The sequence below is a fragment of the Streptomyces sp. NPDC025784 genome (assembly GCF_055558435.1).
In genome coordinates this window covers 34,064-51,049 of the sequence record NZ_JBVHMN010000019.1, presented here as the reverse complement: position 1 = coordinate 51,049, position 16,986 = coordinate 34,064, and the positions used below count along the sequence as shown (strand labels likewise).

Annotated in this window: 9 protein-coding genes; 2 read left to right on the top strand and 7 right to left on the bottom strand. The window is 72.7% G+C overall.

Annotated features, from left to right (window positions below; all coding sequences use genetic code 11):
- Positions 1–101: 101 nt before the first annotated feature.
- Positions 102–425 carry a hypothetical protein gene (locus ACZ4IF_RS33900; RefSeq protein WP_095936510.1) on the bottom strand — a complete coding sequence of 108 codons (324 nt, stop codon included), beginning with the start codon at positions 423–425 and terminating at the stop codon, positions 102–104.
- 163 nt (positions 426–588) lie between these two features.
- The gene (locus tag ACZ4IF_RS33895) at positions 589–2,841 is read right to left on the bottom strand and encodes an ATP-dependent DNA helicase UvrD2 (RefSeq protein WP_467570129.1); all 2,253 of its coding nucleotides are present in this window, start codon (positions 2,839–2,841) and stop codon (positions 589–591) included.
- A gap of 161 nt (positions 2,842–3,002) precedes the next feature.
- Here ACZ4IF_RS33895 and ACZ4IF_RS33890 point away from each other — a divergent pair, with 161 nt between their 5' ends.
- Complete coding sequence (locus ACZ4IF_RS33890) at positions 3,003–3,245, top strand: mycoredoxin (RefSeq protein ID WP_359489565.1); 243 nt, start codon at positions 3,003–3,005, stop codon at positions 3,243–3,245.
- Between the two features lie 6 nt (positions 3,246–3,251).
- Here the strand turns inward: ACZ4IF_RS33890 and nudC are convergent, their stop codons facing one another.
- The 5 genes from nudC to ACZ4IF_RS33865 all read right to left on the bottom strand — a co-directional run bounded on the left by nudC (position 3,252) and on the right by ACZ4IF_RS33865 (position 13,867).
- Positions 3,252–4,208: an NAD(+) diphosphatase gene (gene nudC, locus ACZ4IF_RS33885; protein WP_359489563.1), complete on the bottom strand. Its 957-nt coding sequence runs from the start codon at positions 4,206–4,208 to the stop codon at positions 3,252–3,254.
- An 84-nt stretch (positions 4,209–4,292) separates the two neighbouring features.
- On the bottom strand, positions 4,293–5,705 hold the full coding sequence (locus tag ACZ4IF_RS33880; RefSeq protein ID WP_467569820.1) for a dipeptidase: 1,413 nt from the start codon (positions 5,703–5,705) through the stop codon (positions 4,293–4,295).
- Positions 5,706–5,715: 10 nt separating this feature from the next.
- Positions 5,716–9,402: a UvrD-helicase domain-containing protein gene (locus ACZ4IF_RS33875; protein ID WP_467569817.1), complete on the bottom strand. Its 3,687-nt coding sequence runs from the start codon at positions 9,400–9,402 to the stop codon at positions 5,716–5,718.
- Positions 9,403–9,584: 182 nt separating this feature from the next.
- Positions 9,585–13,190, bottom strand: a complete 3,606-nt coding sequence (locus ACZ4IF_RS33870; RefSeq protein ID WP_467569814.1) for an ATP-dependent helicase — start codon at positions 13,188–13,190, stop codon at positions 9,585–9,587.
- 311 nt (positions 13,191–13,501) lie between these two features.
- Positions 13,502–13,867 carry an MGMT family protein gene (locus tag ACZ4IF_RS33865; RefSeq protein WP_257004945.1) on the bottom strand — a complete coding sequence of 122 codons (366 nt, stop codon included), beginning with the start codon at positions 13,865–13,867 and terminating at the stop codon, positions 13,502–13,504.
- A gap of 186 nt (positions 13,868–14,053) precedes the next feature.
- Between ACZ4IF_RS33865 and ACZ4IF_RS33860 the strand changes: the two genes are divergently transcribed.
- A complete protein-coding gene (locus ACZ4IF_RS33860; RefSeq protein WP_359489554.1) occupies positions 14,054–16,846 on the top strand; it encodes a lysylphosphatidylglycerol synthase domain-containing protein in 2,793 nt (930 codons plus the stop codon).
- Positions 16,847–16,986: the final 140 nt, after the last annotated feature.

Here is a 16,986-nt window from a genome sequence, read left to right as displayed (position 1 = left end):
CGAGGCCCCTTCGCTCTGCCGTCCCTGGTCGGGGACAAACAGAAGGGCCGCGGATCCCGGGTGGGGTTCCGCGGCCCTGAAGGCGCCGGCCTGATCGGGGATCAGGCTGGATCACTCCAGGGTTCAGGCCCACGGAAGGCCCACATCGTGTGGTGCTGCGTCGTCTGCTTCAGGGCTCCGGCACCGGCCGCCGCAAAGGCATAGGCCTGCGCCTCTGCCACTACTGCCGCTTCCAGTGCCTGGGTCGGTCGCTCATTGCGCTCACGGACGGGAAGGCCCGCGAGAGACAGGGAGGACGCCGGCCGGGCGGCACGGATGCCGGACAGACCGGTGCCCAGGTTCGAGACGCCGAGCATGCAGGTGGAGACGACCGAGCGATCGGTCATTTTGACGGTGCTGATGGAGCTGGCGTTGATGCTGATCACTGGAATCGCCTCCTCTCGGCGTCTTGGGGGACCAGGGTGAGCCGGTCCGACGGTTATTAAGTACAGCACGGAGGCGGGGCCTTGGAGAAGGCCGCCGTTTCCGTGCTTAGAACCTATGGGGATTGCTGGGGCATGCGCAAACTATTTTTTCGACGAGTTTGCATCAGTCACCCTCGTCCTCCCCCTCGGGCTCCTGACCTGCGCAGATGGCCAGAACGTCAGCTCCGAAGCGGTTGAGCTTGCGTACTCCGACGCCGGGGATCCGGGCGAGCTGTCCCTCGTCCTCGGGCACGGTCTCGGCGATCGCCATGAGCGTCTTGTCGGTGAAGACGCAGAACGCGGGCTGTCCGCTGCGTTCCGCCTGCACGGCACGCCACTCGCGCAACCGCTCGTAGAGACCCTCGTCCATGTCGGAGGGGCAGTCCTCGCAGCGCATCAGCTTCATCTCGCCGGCGTCGGTGAGGGTGCGGCCGCAGACCCGGCAGCGAGCCGGGGTCCGGCCGGTACGCCGCACGGCCGGGCCGCCGCTGCTCCCGACACCCCGCTCGATGCCTCCCGCACCGCCGGACCCGGTGCGGCCCGCGGTTCTGACGGAGCCGGGGCGCAGGCCGTCCAGAAATCGGCTGGGGCGCCGGCTGGAGCGTCCGCCGGGCGAGCGGGACAACGCCCAGGAGACGAAGAGGTGCTCTCTGGCGCGAGTGACACCTACGTAGAGGAGGCGGCGCTCCTCCTCGATCTGCTCGTCGGTCTTTGCGTAGGTGATCGGCATCATGCCCTCGGCCACGCCGACCAGGAAGACGACGTCCCACTCCAGTCCCTTGGCGGAGTGGAGGGAGGCGAGGGTGACACCCTGCACGATCGGAGCGTGCTGCGCGCTCGCCCGCTCGTCGAGCTCGGCGACGAGGTCACCGAGCGTGGCGGCGGGCTTGGCCGCGGCGAAGTCCTGCGCGAGGTTCACCAGGGCGGCGAGCGACTCCCAGCGCTCCCTGACCGCGCCCGAGCCGGCGGGCGGCCGGACGGTCCAGCCTTCGCCCGACAGCACGGCACGGACCTGCGAGGGCAGGTCGACGGTGTCGTCGAGCAGTGAGTCGTTGCCGCCGAACCGGGCCGCGGCGCGCAGCGCGGCACCCGCTTTGCGCACCTCAGGACGGTCGAAGAACCGCTCGGCACCACGCAGCTGATAGGGCACACCGGCGTCGGCGAGGGCCTGCTCGTAGATCTCCGACTGGGAGTTCGTACGGAAGAGGATCGCGATCTCTCCTGCGGGGACGCCGGAGGCGACGAGGTCGCGGATGCGGCGCGCGGCTCCTTCGGCCTCGGCGGGCTCGTCCGTGTACTCCGCGTACACGGGCTCGGGGCCGGGGGCGCGCTGGGAGATCAGTTCGAGGCGGTGTTCGGCGGCCCGACCACGGGCCTGGGCGAGCAGGCCGTTGGCCAGATGGACGACCTGGGGCGAGGAGCGGTAGTCGCGGACCAGCTTGACGACGGTGGCCGAGGGGTGGCGGGTGCGGAAGTCGAGAAGGTGGTCGGGAGTTGCACCGGTGAACGAATAGATCGTCTGGCTGGCGTCGCCGACCACACAGAGGCTGTCGCGCTCGCCGAGCCACAGTTCGAGCAGGCGCTGCTGGAGCGGGCTGACGTCCTGGTACTCGTCGACCACGAAGTGCTGGTACTGGGAGCGGACCTGCTCGGCGATGTCGTGCCGGTCCTGAAGGATGGCGACCGTCAGCAGCAGGACGTCCTCGAAATCGATGACCGCGCGGTCCCGCTTGAGGTCCTCGTACGCCGCGTAGAGCTGGGCGATCTCGGCCGGGTCGCGGGGGGCCTCACGTCCGGTCTTGGCGGCGGCGGCCGCGTAGTCGGCGGGGATGGTCTGGGTGACCTTGGACCATTCGATCTCGCCGGTGACGTCCCGCAGCTCGCCCCGGTCGAGGCGGATGCGACAGGCGGCCGCGGCGTCCGCGACGAGCTGGATCTTGCGGTCGACGAGCCGGGGCAGGCCGCCACCGACCGCCTTGGGCCAGAAGTACTGGAGCTGGCGCAGCGCGGCGGAGTGGAAGGTGCGGGCCTGCACTCCCCCGGCGCCGAGCTGGCGCAGCCGGCCGCGCATCTCGCCGGCGGCGCGGTTGGTGAAGGTGACGGCCAGCACGCTGGAAGGGTGGAGTATCCCCGCCCGGACTCCGTAGGCGATGCGATGGGTGATCGCCCGCGTCTTGCCGGTGCCCGCTCCCGCCAGCACACACACCGGACCGTGCAGCGCGGTGGCGACCTCGCGCTGCTCCGGGTCGAGCCCGTCGAGCACCGCGTCGGCCGTGTCCGGAACCTGCGGGAAGAGGGTGGAGTGCGTTGCTGCTGTCACCCCGCCATGCTGCCAGGTCGCCGGAGGCGGATGAGCCGGTTGTCCACAGGGAGGCACCCGCAGTCGTACTGATGCGACAGGTGTCACGCTCCTGATCCGACGGGAGGGCCGGACGAGGAGCGACGTATCGCATACCCCCGGTGGGAATGCCGGGCAGGTCACTTGCGTTCCACTGGCAGCTACGACGCACCCCCGAGCCGTGAAGGAGCGCAAAAGACATGCAGGGCACTGTGACGATGTACAGCACCACGTGGTGCGGTTACTGCCGTCGGCTGAAGAGCCAGATGGACCGCGAGGGCATCGCGTACACGGAGATCAACATCGAGCAGGACCCGCAGTCCGCGGCGTTCGTGGAGAAGGCGAACGGCGGAAACCAGACGGTTCCCACCGTTCTCTTCGCGGACGGCTCGACGCTCACGAACCCTTCGCTGGCGCAGGTCAAGCAGAAGATCGGCGTCTGAGCCGGATCAAGCGACCGCCCGCGTGGGCAGGGGCTTGCCGTACCAGAGCTCGATGAGGCGGGCCGCGATCGAGATTCCGTAGGGAGGCAGTACCTCCCCGGACTCGAAAGCGGCCCGCAGCTCGTCCCGGGAGAACCAGCGGGCTTCGTGGATCTCCTCGCCGTCGACGTCGATCTCCGACGAGGTGGCGCGGGCCATGAAGCCGAGCATGAGGCTGGAGGGGAAGGGCCAGGGCTGGCTGGCGATGTACTCGACCTCACCGACCGTGACGCCCACCTCCTCGAAGACCTCGCGGCGCACGGAATGCTCGATGGACTCACCGGGCTCCACGAAGCCCGCGAGCGTGGAGAAGCGACCTTCCGGCCAGTGCACCTGGCGGCCGAGCAGGATGCGGTCGGCGTCGTCCGTCACCGCCATGATCACGGCCGGGTCGGTGCGGGGGTAGTGCTCGGCCCCGCAGGCGGGGCAGCGGCGGATGTGACCGGCGGCGGCGATGACCGTGCGTTCGCCGCAGCGCGAGCAGAACCGGTGCAGTCGCTGCCAGTTCTCCAGGGCGACCGCGTGCACCATGAGGCCCGAGTCGCGCGGCGAGAGCAGCAGTCCGGCCTCGCGCAGTCCCGCCGGTCGCGCGGACTGGTCGATGCGGCCCGGCAGCGTGTCCTTCTGGAGTGCGAAGTAGCTCACGCCGTCGTCGTCCGTGCCGAGGAAGTAGCGGTGCGCCTCGGTGAGCGGGGCTTCGAAGGCGGGCGTCATCACCAGTTCGGTGGTGCCGTCCGCGGTCTCGTCGATGAGTACCTGACCGCCCGAGACCACGAAGACTCGGGTCGTGGGGTGGCTCCAGGCCGCCGCGAGCCAGGCCTCGTCGAGCCGGTGGTGGGCGGCGCGGTCGATACCGCTCGGGGCGGTGAGCGAGATGGGACGGTCGGCGGTGCGGTCGGTCCAGGTGGTCACGGGTGCTTCCAACTCCCCCGGTGTAACGGTTGTTTCGGCGGGCGGTTCAGCAGGACGGGTGTGCGGGACGCCCTCCAGGGGCGCGGATCGGCTCCTTCAGTGTGCCTCGCGCCAGTTCTCGGCCATATCGCCCCACAGGTGGGCTGCCGTCTCGACGCCCTTCATGAGGAGATCGAGTTCGACCTTCTCGTTCGGGGCGTGCCAGCCGTCGGACGGGACGGAGATGCCGAGGAAGAGCACGGGGGCCCCGAGGACTTCCTGAAGGTCGGCCGCGGGCCCGGAGCCTCCCTCCCGGGTGAAGCGGATCGGCTGCTCGAAGGCGCGGCCCATGGCGCGTGCGACGGACTGGAGCGCCGGGTGGTCCAGGGGCGTGAGGCACGGGCGCGTGGCCGCGCCGAAGGTGATCTCGTACCGGATGCCGGCGGGCAGCTGCTCGGCGGCCCAGGCGCGTACCGCCTTCTCGATGTGGTCCGGGTCCTGCCCGGCGACCAGCCGGAAGGAGAGCTTGACCATGGCCGAGGCCGGGATGATCGTCTTGCTGCCGGGGCCCTGGTAGCCGCCGCCGATGCCATTGACCTCGGCGGTCGGACGGGCCCAGATGCGCTCCAGGGTGGTGTGGCCGGCCTCGCCGTGGGTGGCCGTCGACCTGGCCGTGCGCAGCCACGTCTCCTCGTCGAACGGCAGCTCGGCGAAGAGCTCGCGCTCGCGATCGGTGAGTGCGGTGATGCCGTCGTAGAAGCCCGGCACGGCCACGCGTGCGTGCTCGTCGTGCAGGGCGGCGACGAGCCGGGCGGCGGCGGTCGCGGGATTGGGCACGGCGCCGCCGAAGGAGCCGGAGTGGATGTCCTGGTCGGGGCCGTGCAGCTCGATCTCGCACTCGGCGAGACCGCGCATGCCGGTGCACACCGTGGGGGTGTCCTCGGACCACATTCCGGTGTCGGAGACGATCACCGCATCGGCGGCGAGCCGGTCCGCGTGCGCCTCGACGAGGTCGCGGAAGTGCGGGGAGCCGGACTCCTCCTCGCCCTCGATGAGGAGCTTGAGGTGGACGGCCGGGGTGGTGCGCCCGGTGGCGGCGAGGTGGGCGCGGACACCGAGTGTGTGGAAGAACACTTGGCCCTTGTCGTCCGCGGCCCCGCGCGCGTGGAGGCGGTTTCCCCGGATCACCGGCTCGAAGGGCTCGCTGTCCCAGCCGTCCTCGCGGGCGGCGGGCTGCACGTCGTGGTGCCCGTAGACGAGGACGGTGGGTGCCTCGGGGTCGTCGGAGGGCCACTCGGCGAAGACGGCCGGGGCGCCGGCGGTCGGCCAGACCTCCGCGGTGGTGAAACCGGTCTCCCGGAGCTTGGCGGCAAGCCAGTCGGCGCTGCGTGCCACGTCCGCGGCATGGTCGGGCTGGGCCGACACGGAGGGGATGCGCAGCCATTCCACGAGGTCGTCGAGGAAGGCGGCTCGGTGGGTCTGGATGTACGCACGGACGGTGCTGACGGCGTTGTCAACGGGCTTGCTCATGCTCACGAGCCTATCCGCCCTCGGAAGCGTGTCCGCCCGTCGGTTCCCCGGGCGGCCCGTCCCGAGGGCCCCGCTCTTCCCTCGGCGTCCCGTCCCCGGAGCCCGTCGGGTCCTCGACGATCAGCCGCTCCAGCGCGGCACGGTCCGGCAGCTCGGGCCGGACGACCTCACCGCTGCGGACGTACAGGAAGGCGGCCGTGACGGATTCCGGGGGCACGCCCTGCTGCTCGGCCCAGGCGAGGCGGTAGAGCGCGAGCTGGAGCGGGTCGGCCGTGCGGGCTCGGCTGGTCTTCCAGTCGACGATCTCGTACGTCGCCGCCCGGCCGTCGCCCTCCTTGTAGACGGCGTCGATGCGGCCGCGCACGACGCGTCCGGCGATGGCGAGCTGGAAGGGCGCCTCGACGCGGTACGGGGTGCGCTGGGCGTACGGAGTGCGTTCGAAGGCTTCCTTGAGGGCCTCCATGTCACGTTCGTCGGCGATCTCGGCGTCGGTGCCCGGCAGCTCCTCGGGCTCCAGCATCGGCAGTCGCAGCTCCTCGAAGCGCGACTCCACCCAGGCGTGGAAGCGGGTGCCCCGGCGCGCCGCCGGCTGTGGGGGGCGCGGCATGGGACGTGCCAGCTCCTGCGCGAAGCCGTCCGGGTCGGCGGCCAGCCGCAGCACCTGCGACGCGGTGAGCGAAGCCGGCAGGGGCACGTCGGTCACCCTGGCGCGGGCACGCAGCAGTTCCCCGGCCAGCGCGTCCAGGTCGCGGTCCCAGGAGGCGAGGGTGCGGGCTTCCTCGGGGGTGAGCTGCCCGGGGCCGACGGGATGCGGACGGCTTCCCGGGCCGGCCGCCTGGCGGGGAACCGTCGGCCGTCCGGCCGGGCGGTCCGTCGTCCACGACTCCCAGTCGACCTGATCGCCCTCGGGGAACGGATGCGTGCTGGAGTGCCGGCCACCGCCGGTGAGCCGGTCTCCGTCGGAGAGCCGATCGCCGTCGGGCACCGGAGGGTGGTCCAGGAACGGATCGTCGTCGGAGAAGGGGTCTCCGTCGGCGAAGTCGCCCTCTTCGTAAGGCGGCTCGTCGAGCGGCCCGTAGAGGGACTCGTCGTCGTCCGGCGGGGGCGGCCAGTCGGGGTCGTCGTAGGACGCCGGGTCGTGCGCGGCCCGCGGTCCGGCCTGCCAGGTCCCGGGAGCGGTCTCCTCGTGCGACGTGACCCGCTCCAGGTGGGCGAGTACGGTCTCGGCGGCCGCGCGGCGGCGGGCGAGTGCCGCGTCGTCGAGCGGGAGCGGCCAGGCGTGGTCGGCGGCCGCCTCACGCAGGGCGGGATTCTCCTCGTCCTCGGCGGGCTCGTCGGCCCAGGCCTCGATCTCGCCGTGTCCGGCCGCGCAGTGCTCGTACAGGGCGTGCAGGAAGTCCGAGGGTCCGCGCGGCCGCTTCTGTGAGGGGCCCCACCAGTGGCCGGAACCGAGCAGGAGCGAGCGGGGACGGGTGAAGGTGACGTAGCCGAGACGGAGTTCCTCGGTGTGCTGGTGGTCCTTCATGGCCTCGTGAAAGCCCTTGAGGCCCTTGGCGTCCCAGGCCTCGACGTCGGGCAGTGTGTCGGCGTCGCCGCGCAGTTCGTGCGGCAGGACCTTGCCCTGGGCGGTCCACTTCTCCCGGCCCTGGCTGCTGGGGAAGGTTCCGGTGACGAGGCCGGGGACCGCGACGACGTCCCACTCCAGTCCCTTGGACTTGTGCGCGGTCAGCACCTTGACGGTGTTCTCGCCGCCCGGGAGGGCGTTGTCGAGGCCCTTCTCGTACTGCGCGGCGGTACGCAGGAAGCCGAGGAAGGCCAGCAGGGTCGCCTCGCCGTCGCCCGCGGCGAAGGACGCGGCGATGTCCAGGAAGTTCGACAGGGTCTCGCGGCGGCGGGCGGCGAGGGCGTGCGGGGAGGCCGAGAGCTCGACCTCCAGGCCCGTGACGGCGAGCACCCGGTGCAGGACGTCCATCAGCGGGTCGGCGAGCGAGCGGCGCAGGTCGCGCAGTTCCGCCGCGAGCCGCGCGAACCGTACCCGGGCGTCCGGCGAGAACGGCAGCCCGTCGTCGTACCCCTCGGCCTCGATGGGCAGCTCCAGGAACGTGTCGAGGGCGTCCGCGAGCGATATCACCTCGGACGGGTCGACGCCTTCGACGGCCGCGGCGAGCCGGCGCTCCGGGTCGTCGTCGGCTCCCCCGCGCGCGTGGGACACCAGCAGCCGGGCGCGCCGGCCCAGGAGAGCGAGGTCGCGGGGCCCGATGCGCCAGCGCGGACCGGTGAGCAGCCGTACCAGGGAGGCGTTGGCTCCGGGGTCTTGGAGCACCTCGCAGACGGCGACGAGGTCGGCGACCTCGGGCAGGTGCAGCAGGCCGGAGAGGCCCACGACTTCGACGGGGATGTCGCGGGCGACGAGGGCGCCCTGGATCTCGGCGAAGTCCCCGGCCGTACGGCACAGGACCGCGATCTCGCCGGGTGCCTTGCCGGTGCGTACGAGATGGGCGAGGGAGTCGGCGAGCCAGTCGATCTCCTCGGCGTGGGTGCGCAGCAGCGCGCAGCGGACCAGGCCGTCGCGTTCGGCTCCAGGGGCGGGGCGCAGCGCCTCCACGCCCGCGTGCATGGCGCGCAGGGGCTCGGCCAGGCCGTTGGCGAGGTCGAGGAGGCGGCCGCCGCTGCGGCGGTTCTCGCTGAGTGCCTGACGGGTGGCGGGGCGGCCGTCACGGTGGGCGAAGTGGTCGGGAAAGTCGTCGAGGTTGGCGACGGAGGCGCCGCGCCACCCGTAGATCGCCTGGCAGGGGTCGCCGACCGCGGTGACCGGGTGTCCGGTGCCGCCGCCGAACAGTCCGGCGAGCAGGACTCGCTGGGCCACCGACGTGTCCTGGTACTCGTCCAGCAGCACGACGCGGAACTCGTCGCGCAGGATCTCCCCCACCTCGGGGCGGGTGCGGGCGAGGGTGGCCGACAGGGCGATCTGGTCGCCGAAGTCGAGGAGGTCGCGCTCGCGTTTGGCCGCGCGGTAGCGCCCGACCAGCTCGGCGAGTTCCCGCCGGGCGGCCGCCGCCTCGGGGACCTTGCGCAGGTCGGCATTGGTGAGTTTGGCGCCGGCGAGCGCGCGCAGCAGCCCGGCGTCGTACGCGCGCAGGTCCTCGGGGCGTACGAGGTGTTCGGCGAGCTCGGAGTCGAGGGTGAGGAGGTCGCCGACCAGATCGGCGAACGATCGGGTCAGTGCCGGGAACGGCCCCGGTGCCTCGCGCAGCACGCGCGCGGCGAGCTGGTAGCGCGTCGCGTCGGCCAGCAGCCGGGAGGTCGGTTCCAGACCGATGCGCAGGCCGTGGTCGGTCAGCAGGCGGCCGGCGAAGGCGTGGTACGTGGAGATGACGGGCTCGCCCGGCGGGTTGTCCGGGTCGATGACGTCGGGGTCGGTGACGCCCGCCTTGACCAGTGCCTTGCGGACGCGCTCGGCGAGTTCGCCGGCCGCCTTGTTGGTGAAGGTCAGGCCGAGGACCTGCTCGGGGGCGACCTGGCCGGTGCCGACCAGCCACACCACGCGCGCGGCCATCACCGTGGTCTTGCCCGAGCCGGCTCCGGCCACGATCACCTGAGGGGCGGGCGGTGCGGTGATGCAGGCCGTCTGCTCGGGGGTGAACGGGATCCCGAGGAGCTCCTTGAGCTGCTCGGGATCGGTGATACGGGCGGGCACGTCAGAGAGGCTAGCGGCGCCCACTGACAGCGGGGGCCACATCGGCCGTCGAGGCGGAAGAACCGCAGGTCAGCACGTGTGGTGCCGTACGTCACTCGCTGACGCGGTCCCGGGACGGCCCACTCGCTGACGCGGTCCCGGGGCGGCGGCTCGCTCGCTTGCGCGGTCCCCGGGCCGGCGGTTCACTCGACGACGTGCCGTCCCTCCGGCCGGGCGCTGCAGGATGCCCGGAAGGCGCAGTGCGTGCAGTGCTGTCCGGCGGTCGGCGAGAACCGTTCGTCGAGGACCTTCCCGGCGGCGGTGGCCAGCAGGTCGCCGACCCACTCGCCCTCCAGCGGCTCCTGGGCCTGCACCTTGGGGAGCGTCTCCCCGCCGTTCTTCTTGGCGGCGCCCTGGCGCAGCTGGACCAGCTCGGCACCGCCCGGCTCTGGACGCACGCCGTCGAAGACGTCGTCGACGGCGCCCTCCCGGACGGCGAGCTGGTAGACGGCGAGCTGCGGGTGGTGGGCCACCTCGGCGGCGGTCGGCGCCTGCTTGCCGGTCTTGAAGTCGACCACGTAGGCGCGGCCCTCGGTGTCCGCCTCGACGCGGTCCATGGAGCCGCGGATGCGCACTTCGTAGGAGCCCGCGTCGAGCGTGACGTCGAAGTCGTGCTCGCTGGCCACCGGCGTGCGGCCGGTGCGGTCCATGACGTGCCACTCCAGGAAGCGTTCGAGGGCCACGCGCGCGTGCTCCTTCTCCTGGGCGGACTTCCAGGGCGCGTCGAAGGCGAGCGCGTTCCACACGGAGTCGAGGCGCTCCATGAGGACGGCGAGGTCGGCGGGGGTGTGCCCGGAGGCGACCTCGTCGGCGAGGACGTGCACCACGTTGCCGAAGCCCTGGGCGGCGGTGGCGGGTGCGTCGGCCTTCACCTCGCGGCCCAGGAACCACTGGAGGGCGCAGGTGTTGGCGAGCTGGTCGAGGGCGCTGCCGGACAGCACGACGGGCTGGTCGCGGTCGCGCAGCGGCACCTTGCTCTCGGTCGGCTCGTACATGCCCCACCAGCGGTAGGGGTGCGCCGACGGCACCAGGGGGCGGCCGTCCTCGTCGGCGAGCGCGGCGAGCCGGGCGAGGCGCTGGGCCGCGGCCTGCCTGAGGGGGTCCGAGACGCGCGGGTCGACGGTCGTGGCGCGCAGTTCGGCGACGAGCGCGGCGACGGACAGCGGACGGCGCGGGCGGCCGGTCACGTCCTTCGGCTCCACGCCGAGCTCGGTCAGGAATCGGGAGGGCTGGTCGCCGTCGTCGGCGGGGGCCTTCACTGCGGTGACGACGAGGCGTTCACGCGCGCGCGTGGCGGCCACGTAGAACAGTCGCCGCTCCTCGGAGAGCAGGGCGCCGGGGGTGAGGGGTTCGGCGAGCCCGTCACGGCCGATGCGGTCCGCCTCCAGCAGCGAGCCGCGGCGGCGCAGGTCGGGCCAGAGACCCTCCTGGACCCCGGCCACGACGACCAGGCGCCATTCCAGGCCCTTGGAGCGGTGAGCGGTCATCAGGCGCACGGCGTCGGGGCGCACGGCCCTGCGGGTGAGGGTGTCGGCGGCGATCTCCTCGGCCTCGACCTCCTCCAGGAAGTTCAGGGCACCCCGACCGCCGGTGCGCTCCTCGGCGCGCGCCGCCGTCGCGAAGAGCGCGCAGACGGCGTCCAGGTCACGGTCGGCGTTGCGTCCGGCGGCCCCGCCGCGACGGGCGGCCCGCTCCAGGCGCTGCGGCCACGGGGTGCCTTCCCACAGGTCCCAGAGCGCCTCCTCGGCGGTCCCGCCGCCGGCGAGGCGCTCGCGTGCCTTGCGCAGCAGGGCGCCCAGCCGCTGCGCACCGCGGGCGTACGCGGGGTCGTGCGCGACGAGCCGCTCCGGCTCGGCGAGCGCACGGGCGAGCAGTTCGTCGGACGGCGGCGGTACGAGATTCCCGGCGGCACGCTCCTCCTCGCGCAGTGCGCGGCCCAGGCGGCGCAGATCCGCGGCGTCCATGCTCGCCAGGGGGGAGGCGAGCAGGGCGAGCGCGGTCTCGGTGTCGAGCCAGGACGACGCGGTCGCCGTCACGTCGTCGGTGCCTGCGTCACCGGCCTCCACGTCACCGCTGTCCGCGACCTCGTCGTCCGCGCCACCGGCAGTCGCGTCGCCCGCCGGGTCGCCGGCCTCCAGGTCACCGGCGGTCGCGTCGCCCTCGGCGTCACCGGCCGCCACAGCATCGGCACCAGCGTCACCGCTGTTGACGTCACCGGCACCAGCGTCACCGCTATTGACGTCACCGGCACCAGCGTCACCGCTGTTGACGTCACCGGCGTCCGCACCACCGGCACCGGCGCCCCCGGCCCCGGTGGTCTCGGCGTCCGAGAGCGCGCCCCCCTCCGGGCCGGCGTCCTCCGCGCGGGCCACCGCCCGCAGGGCCGCGAGCAGGGGTGCGACGGCCGGTTCGTGCCGCAGCGGCAGGTCGTCGCCGTCGATGTCGAGGGGGACCCCCGCCGCCGTGAGGGCCCGCCGGATCGTCGGGATCGTGCGGGCACCCGCGCGCACCAGAACGGCCATCTCGCCCCAGGGGACGCCGTCCTCCAGGTGGGCACGGCGCAGCAGGTCCGCGATGTTGTCGAGTTCCGTGCCGGGCGTCGGGTACGTGTGGACCTCCACGCGGCCCCCGTCCCGGACCGGCGACAGCTCGCGATGGGCGCGCACCTTCTCCGCCGGCAGGCGGGTCAGCGGCATGCGCTGGGTGAGCCGGCGGGTGGCGGACAGCAGGGCCGCCCCGGAGCGGCGGGACGTCCGCAGCACCTCGACCGGTGCCGGACGGCCTTCGGTGCTCGGGAAGGCGTCGGGGAAGTCCAGGATGCCGTTGACGTCGGCGCCGCGGAAGGCGTAGATCGACTGGTCGGGGTCACCGAAGGCGACGAGGGTGCGTCCGCCGCCCGCGAGGGCGTGCAGCAGCCGTACCTGCGCGGGGTCGGTGTCCTGGTACTCGTCCACGTAGACCGCGTCGTACCGCGCGGCGAGCTGCCGGGCGACCTCGGGGCGCCGGGCGAGGAGCACCGCGCGGTGGACCAGTTCCGCGTAGTCGAGCACTCCTTGCATGTCGAGTACGTCGAGGTACTCGGCGAGGAAGGCCGCCGCCGCACCCCAGTCGGGACGGCCGATGCGGCGGGCGAAGGCGTCCAGGGCGTCGGGGCTGAGGCCCAGTTCACGGCTGCGGGCGAGGACGGCGCGGACCTCGTCGGCGAAGCCGCGCGTGGTGAGGCAGGCTCGCAGTTCGTCGGGCCAGCGCACATGCGCGAGGCCGAGCCGCTCCAGGTCGGGCTGCCCGGCGAGCAGCTCACGCACGGCCACGTCCTGTTCGGGGCCGGACAGCAGCCTCAGCGGCTCCACGAACAGGTCGCTGTCCTGCTGCGCGCGGACGAGGGCGTAACAGAAGGAGTGGAAGGTGGTGGCCTGGGGTGCACGGGCGGCCCCTATGCGCAGCGCCATGCGGTCGCGCAGCTCGACGGCGGCCTTTCTGCTGAACGTCAGCACGAGCACCCGCTCCGGGTCGCCGTCGCGGGCGATCCGGGCGGCCACGGACTCGACGAGCGTGGTCGTCTTGCCGGTGCCCGGACCTGCGAGGACGAGCAGCGGACCGCTCCTGTGGTCAACCACCGCGCGCTGCCCCGCGTCCAGACGAGGGGGGTCCACCCGGGCCGGCGGGGTACGCACCAGCCGGTACGCGCCGCGGGCCCCCTGACGCACCGGGGGGTGCGTCAGGCGCCTGGTGGAGGAAGAGGAGCTCACGTGGTTCGCCGGTCCTGGTGGTTGTGCGGTTCGTCACTGCCGGCGCTGAGCGCCGTCGTCGGGGGACGGTGGTCGGGAGACGGACGGGAGGACCGCCGCGCACGGGGCGCGGTGGCCGCGGGGTGAGGAAGGTGCGCGCCGAAGACGCTACGCCGGTGAGCTTCGCGGAAGCAGGGCTTCCCCTTCTTCCCTCACATCACCCGCGTCACCCACGCCCCCCGCACCACGAACGTACGGCATGTCACGGATGTGCCTCGTTTCCCTCGTACGGGCCACAGGCGCCCCGTCCGCCCCTCGAATGGCGGAAGCTGTCAGGTGTGACCTTCCGCGTGCTCGCCGCCGTCCCATCGCGCTCGTCTCATGTCGACGCGCGGCACATGTCCTTCGGAGGACCGGCCCGCCTCCCTCAGCGGCGTGCCCTCCTCGCGGTAGCGCGCGAGCGCCTCCAGCTCGTGGCCGGGCAGCAGCACGCCGTCGGCGCGTATGACACGCCACCACGGAACCGCTCCTCCGTAGAGGGCCATCACACGGCCCACCTGGCGCGGGCCGCCCTCCTCCAGCCATTCCGCGACGTCGCCGTACGTCATCACACGTCCGGGCGGGATCGACTCGGCGACGTCGAGGACCCGCTCCGCGTACTCCGGCAGCGCGTCCGCCGGAAGGCTCTCCTCGCTCATCCGTCCCATCCTGCCCCACCCCACCGACAGTGCGACGCGGCGGCCACTGTGCCTACCGCTCGCCCCGGCCGCCGTGCTTCGGGCAGACTGTGCGCCCCCGTATTGCACCCTGATGCCCCCGTGTGTCGGTCGGGCATGCCACCATCGTCCGGGCGGTGACTGGTGATACGAGATCAAGAAGAGACCATGAGGCAGCAGAGCGTGCACCCCGAAGACGCAGAGGGCACCTCCGAGGCCTCGTCACGCCCGGACACCGGCGGCGCCGAGGTGAACGACGCGGGCAAGATGAGCCACGGGTCCGTCCCCACGGCCGCCGACGAGACAGCCGCTGAAGCACGCGAGAGCGCGGAAGCGCAGGTCGAGGCGGGCACGGACGACGGCCACACGGACGAGGTCGAGGGCGACGAGCCCCTGCTCCCCGCGCGCGTGCACCGTCCGTCCGATCTGATGCGGCTTCTGGTCGGGGTCCTCGCGATCGTCGTGCTCCTCGCCATCGCCGCGTTCGCGCACGGCACCACCTCGGGGCTCGAACAGGACATCAACAAGGGCACCGGCCAGGCGCCCGACCTGCTCATCAAGATCGCGGGTCTGGCGTCGAGCATCGCGATCCTCCTGGTGCCGGTCGCCTTCGCGATCGAGCGGCTGATCAAACGGGACGGGCTGCGCATCGCCGACGGCGTGCTCGCCGCGGTCCTCGCGCACGGGGTGACACTCGCCACCGACCTGTGGGTGGCGAAGGCGGCGCCGGACTCCATCCAGGAAGCCCTCACCCAGCCGTCCCCCGGTGACATCCACGCCCTCACCGACCCGGTGCACGGCTATCTCGCACCCGTCATCGCGTACATGACGGCCGTCGGCATGTCCCGCAGACCGCGCTGGCGCGCGGTGCTCTGGGTGGTGCTCCTCCTGGACGCCTTCTCCATGCTGGTCACCGGCTACACAACGCCGTTCTCGATCATCCTGACGGTGCTCATCGGCTGGACCGTCGCCTACGGGACGCTGTACGCGGTCGGCTCGCCGAACGTGCGGCCCACCGGCCGGACCCTCATGGCGGGCCTGCGCCACGTCGGCTTCCACCCGGTGAGCGCGGCCCGCGAGGAAGCGCCGGACGCCACGGAGAACGGCGACCGCGGCAGGCGCTACTTCGTCACCCTGGAGGACGGCCGGCCCCTGGACGTCACGGTCGTCGACCGTGAGCAGCAGGCGCAGGGGTTCTTCTACCGTGTGTGGCGACGCCTCACCCTGCGCGGCATCACCACCCGCCGCAGCCTGCAGTCACTGCGCCAGGCGCTGGAGCAGGAGGCGCTCCTCGCGTACGCGGCCATCGCGGCCGGCGCCAACGCGCCCAAGCTGATCGCGACCTCCGAGCTGGGCCCGGACGCCGTGATGCTCGTCTACGAGCACATCGGCGGGCGCACCCTCGATGCGGTTCCCGACGAGCTGATCACCGACGACCTGCTGCGCGACACCTGGCACCAGGTGCAGGCCCTTCAGTCCCGCCGCATCGCGCACCGCAGGCTCGCGGGCGACGCGATTCTGGTGGATCGTTCCGGCACGGTGATCCTCACCGATCTGCGCGGCGGCGAGATCGCGGCCGGCGACCTGCTGCTGCGCATGGACATCGCCCAGCTGGTCACCACGCTCGGACTGCGGGTGGGCGCCGAGCGCGCGGTGGCGTCGGCGGTCGGCGTGCTCGGCCCGGACGCGGTCGCGGACTGTCTGCCGATGCTCCAGCCGATCGCCCTGACGCGCTCCACGCGCGCGACGCTGCGCAAGCTCGCCCGCGAGCGTGCGCACCGGGAGCGCGAGGCCGTCCTCGAGGCCTCCCGGCAGGACAAGCTCGCCCGCGCGGAGGAGGCCCGGCAGGACGCCACGTCCGTGCAGGAGAAGCCCGGCAAGAAGGCGGTGCGGGCGGAGCAGCGCGCCGAGAAGCGGGCCATAGACGAGGCCCTGGACGAGGCGCGCGAGGAGGACCTGCTCACCCAGATCCGCCATCAGGTGCTGCTGATCAGACCGCAGGCACCGGTCGAGCCCGCGCGCCTGGAGCGGGTCAGACCGCGCACGCTGATCAGTTTCATCGCCGGAGCGATCGGCGCGTACTTCCTGCTGACGCAGCTCACCCACATCGAGTTCGGGACCCTCTTCGACAACGCCGAATGGGGCTGGGTCGCCGCGGCGGTGCTGTTCTCGGCGCTCAGCTACGTCGCGGCGGCGATGAGCCTGCTGGGCTTCGTGCCCGAGCGGGTGCCGTTCGCGCGGACCGTGGCGGCGCAGGTCGCCGGCTCGTTCGTGAAGATCGTGGCGCCCGCCGCGGTCGGCGGTGTGGCGCTCAACACGCGCTTCCTCCAGCGCGCCGGGGTGCGGCCCGGACTCGCGGTGGCGAGCGTCGGCGCCTCCCAGCTGTTCGGCCTCGGCTGCCACATCCTGATGCTGCTCTCCTTCGGCTATCTGACCGGCACCGAGAAGACCCCGTCCCTGTCGCCGTCCCGCACGGTCATCGCGGGGTTGCTGACGGTGGCGGTACTGGTCCTGGTGGTGACGTCGGTCCCGTTCCTGCGCAAGTTCGTCGTCACGCGCGTGCGGTCCCTGTTCGCCGGCGTGGTGCCCCGCATGCTCGACGTGCTCCAGAGGCCGCAGAAGCTGGTCACCGGGATCGGCGGCATGCTGCTGCTGACCGCCTGCTTCGTGATGTGCCTGGACGCGTCGATCCGGGCGTTCGGCCACGAGGAGTCGACCACGCTGAGCCTCGCCAGCGTCGCCGTCGTCTTCCTCGCCGGCAACGCGCTGGGATCGGCGGCGCCGACCCCCGGCGGCGTGGGCGCCGTCGAGGCCACCCTCACGGTCGGTCTGATCGCCGTCGGGCTGCCCAAGGAGGTCGCGGCGCCCGCGGTCCTGCTGTACCGGCTGCTGACGCTGTGGCTGCCCGTGCTGCCGGGCTGGCTGTTCTTCAACCACTTGACGCGCAAGGGCGCGCTCTGACCGGAAGGCGCGGGCGCGCACCGCCCCGCGTCCTGCCGCGCACACCGTCCCGTGCGCCGCCGCCCAGGCTGTCGCGCGCACCGCGAAGCGCCTGGTCCGAGCGCTGCGGCGCACTCACCCACACGGCCCGCGCCCCGCGC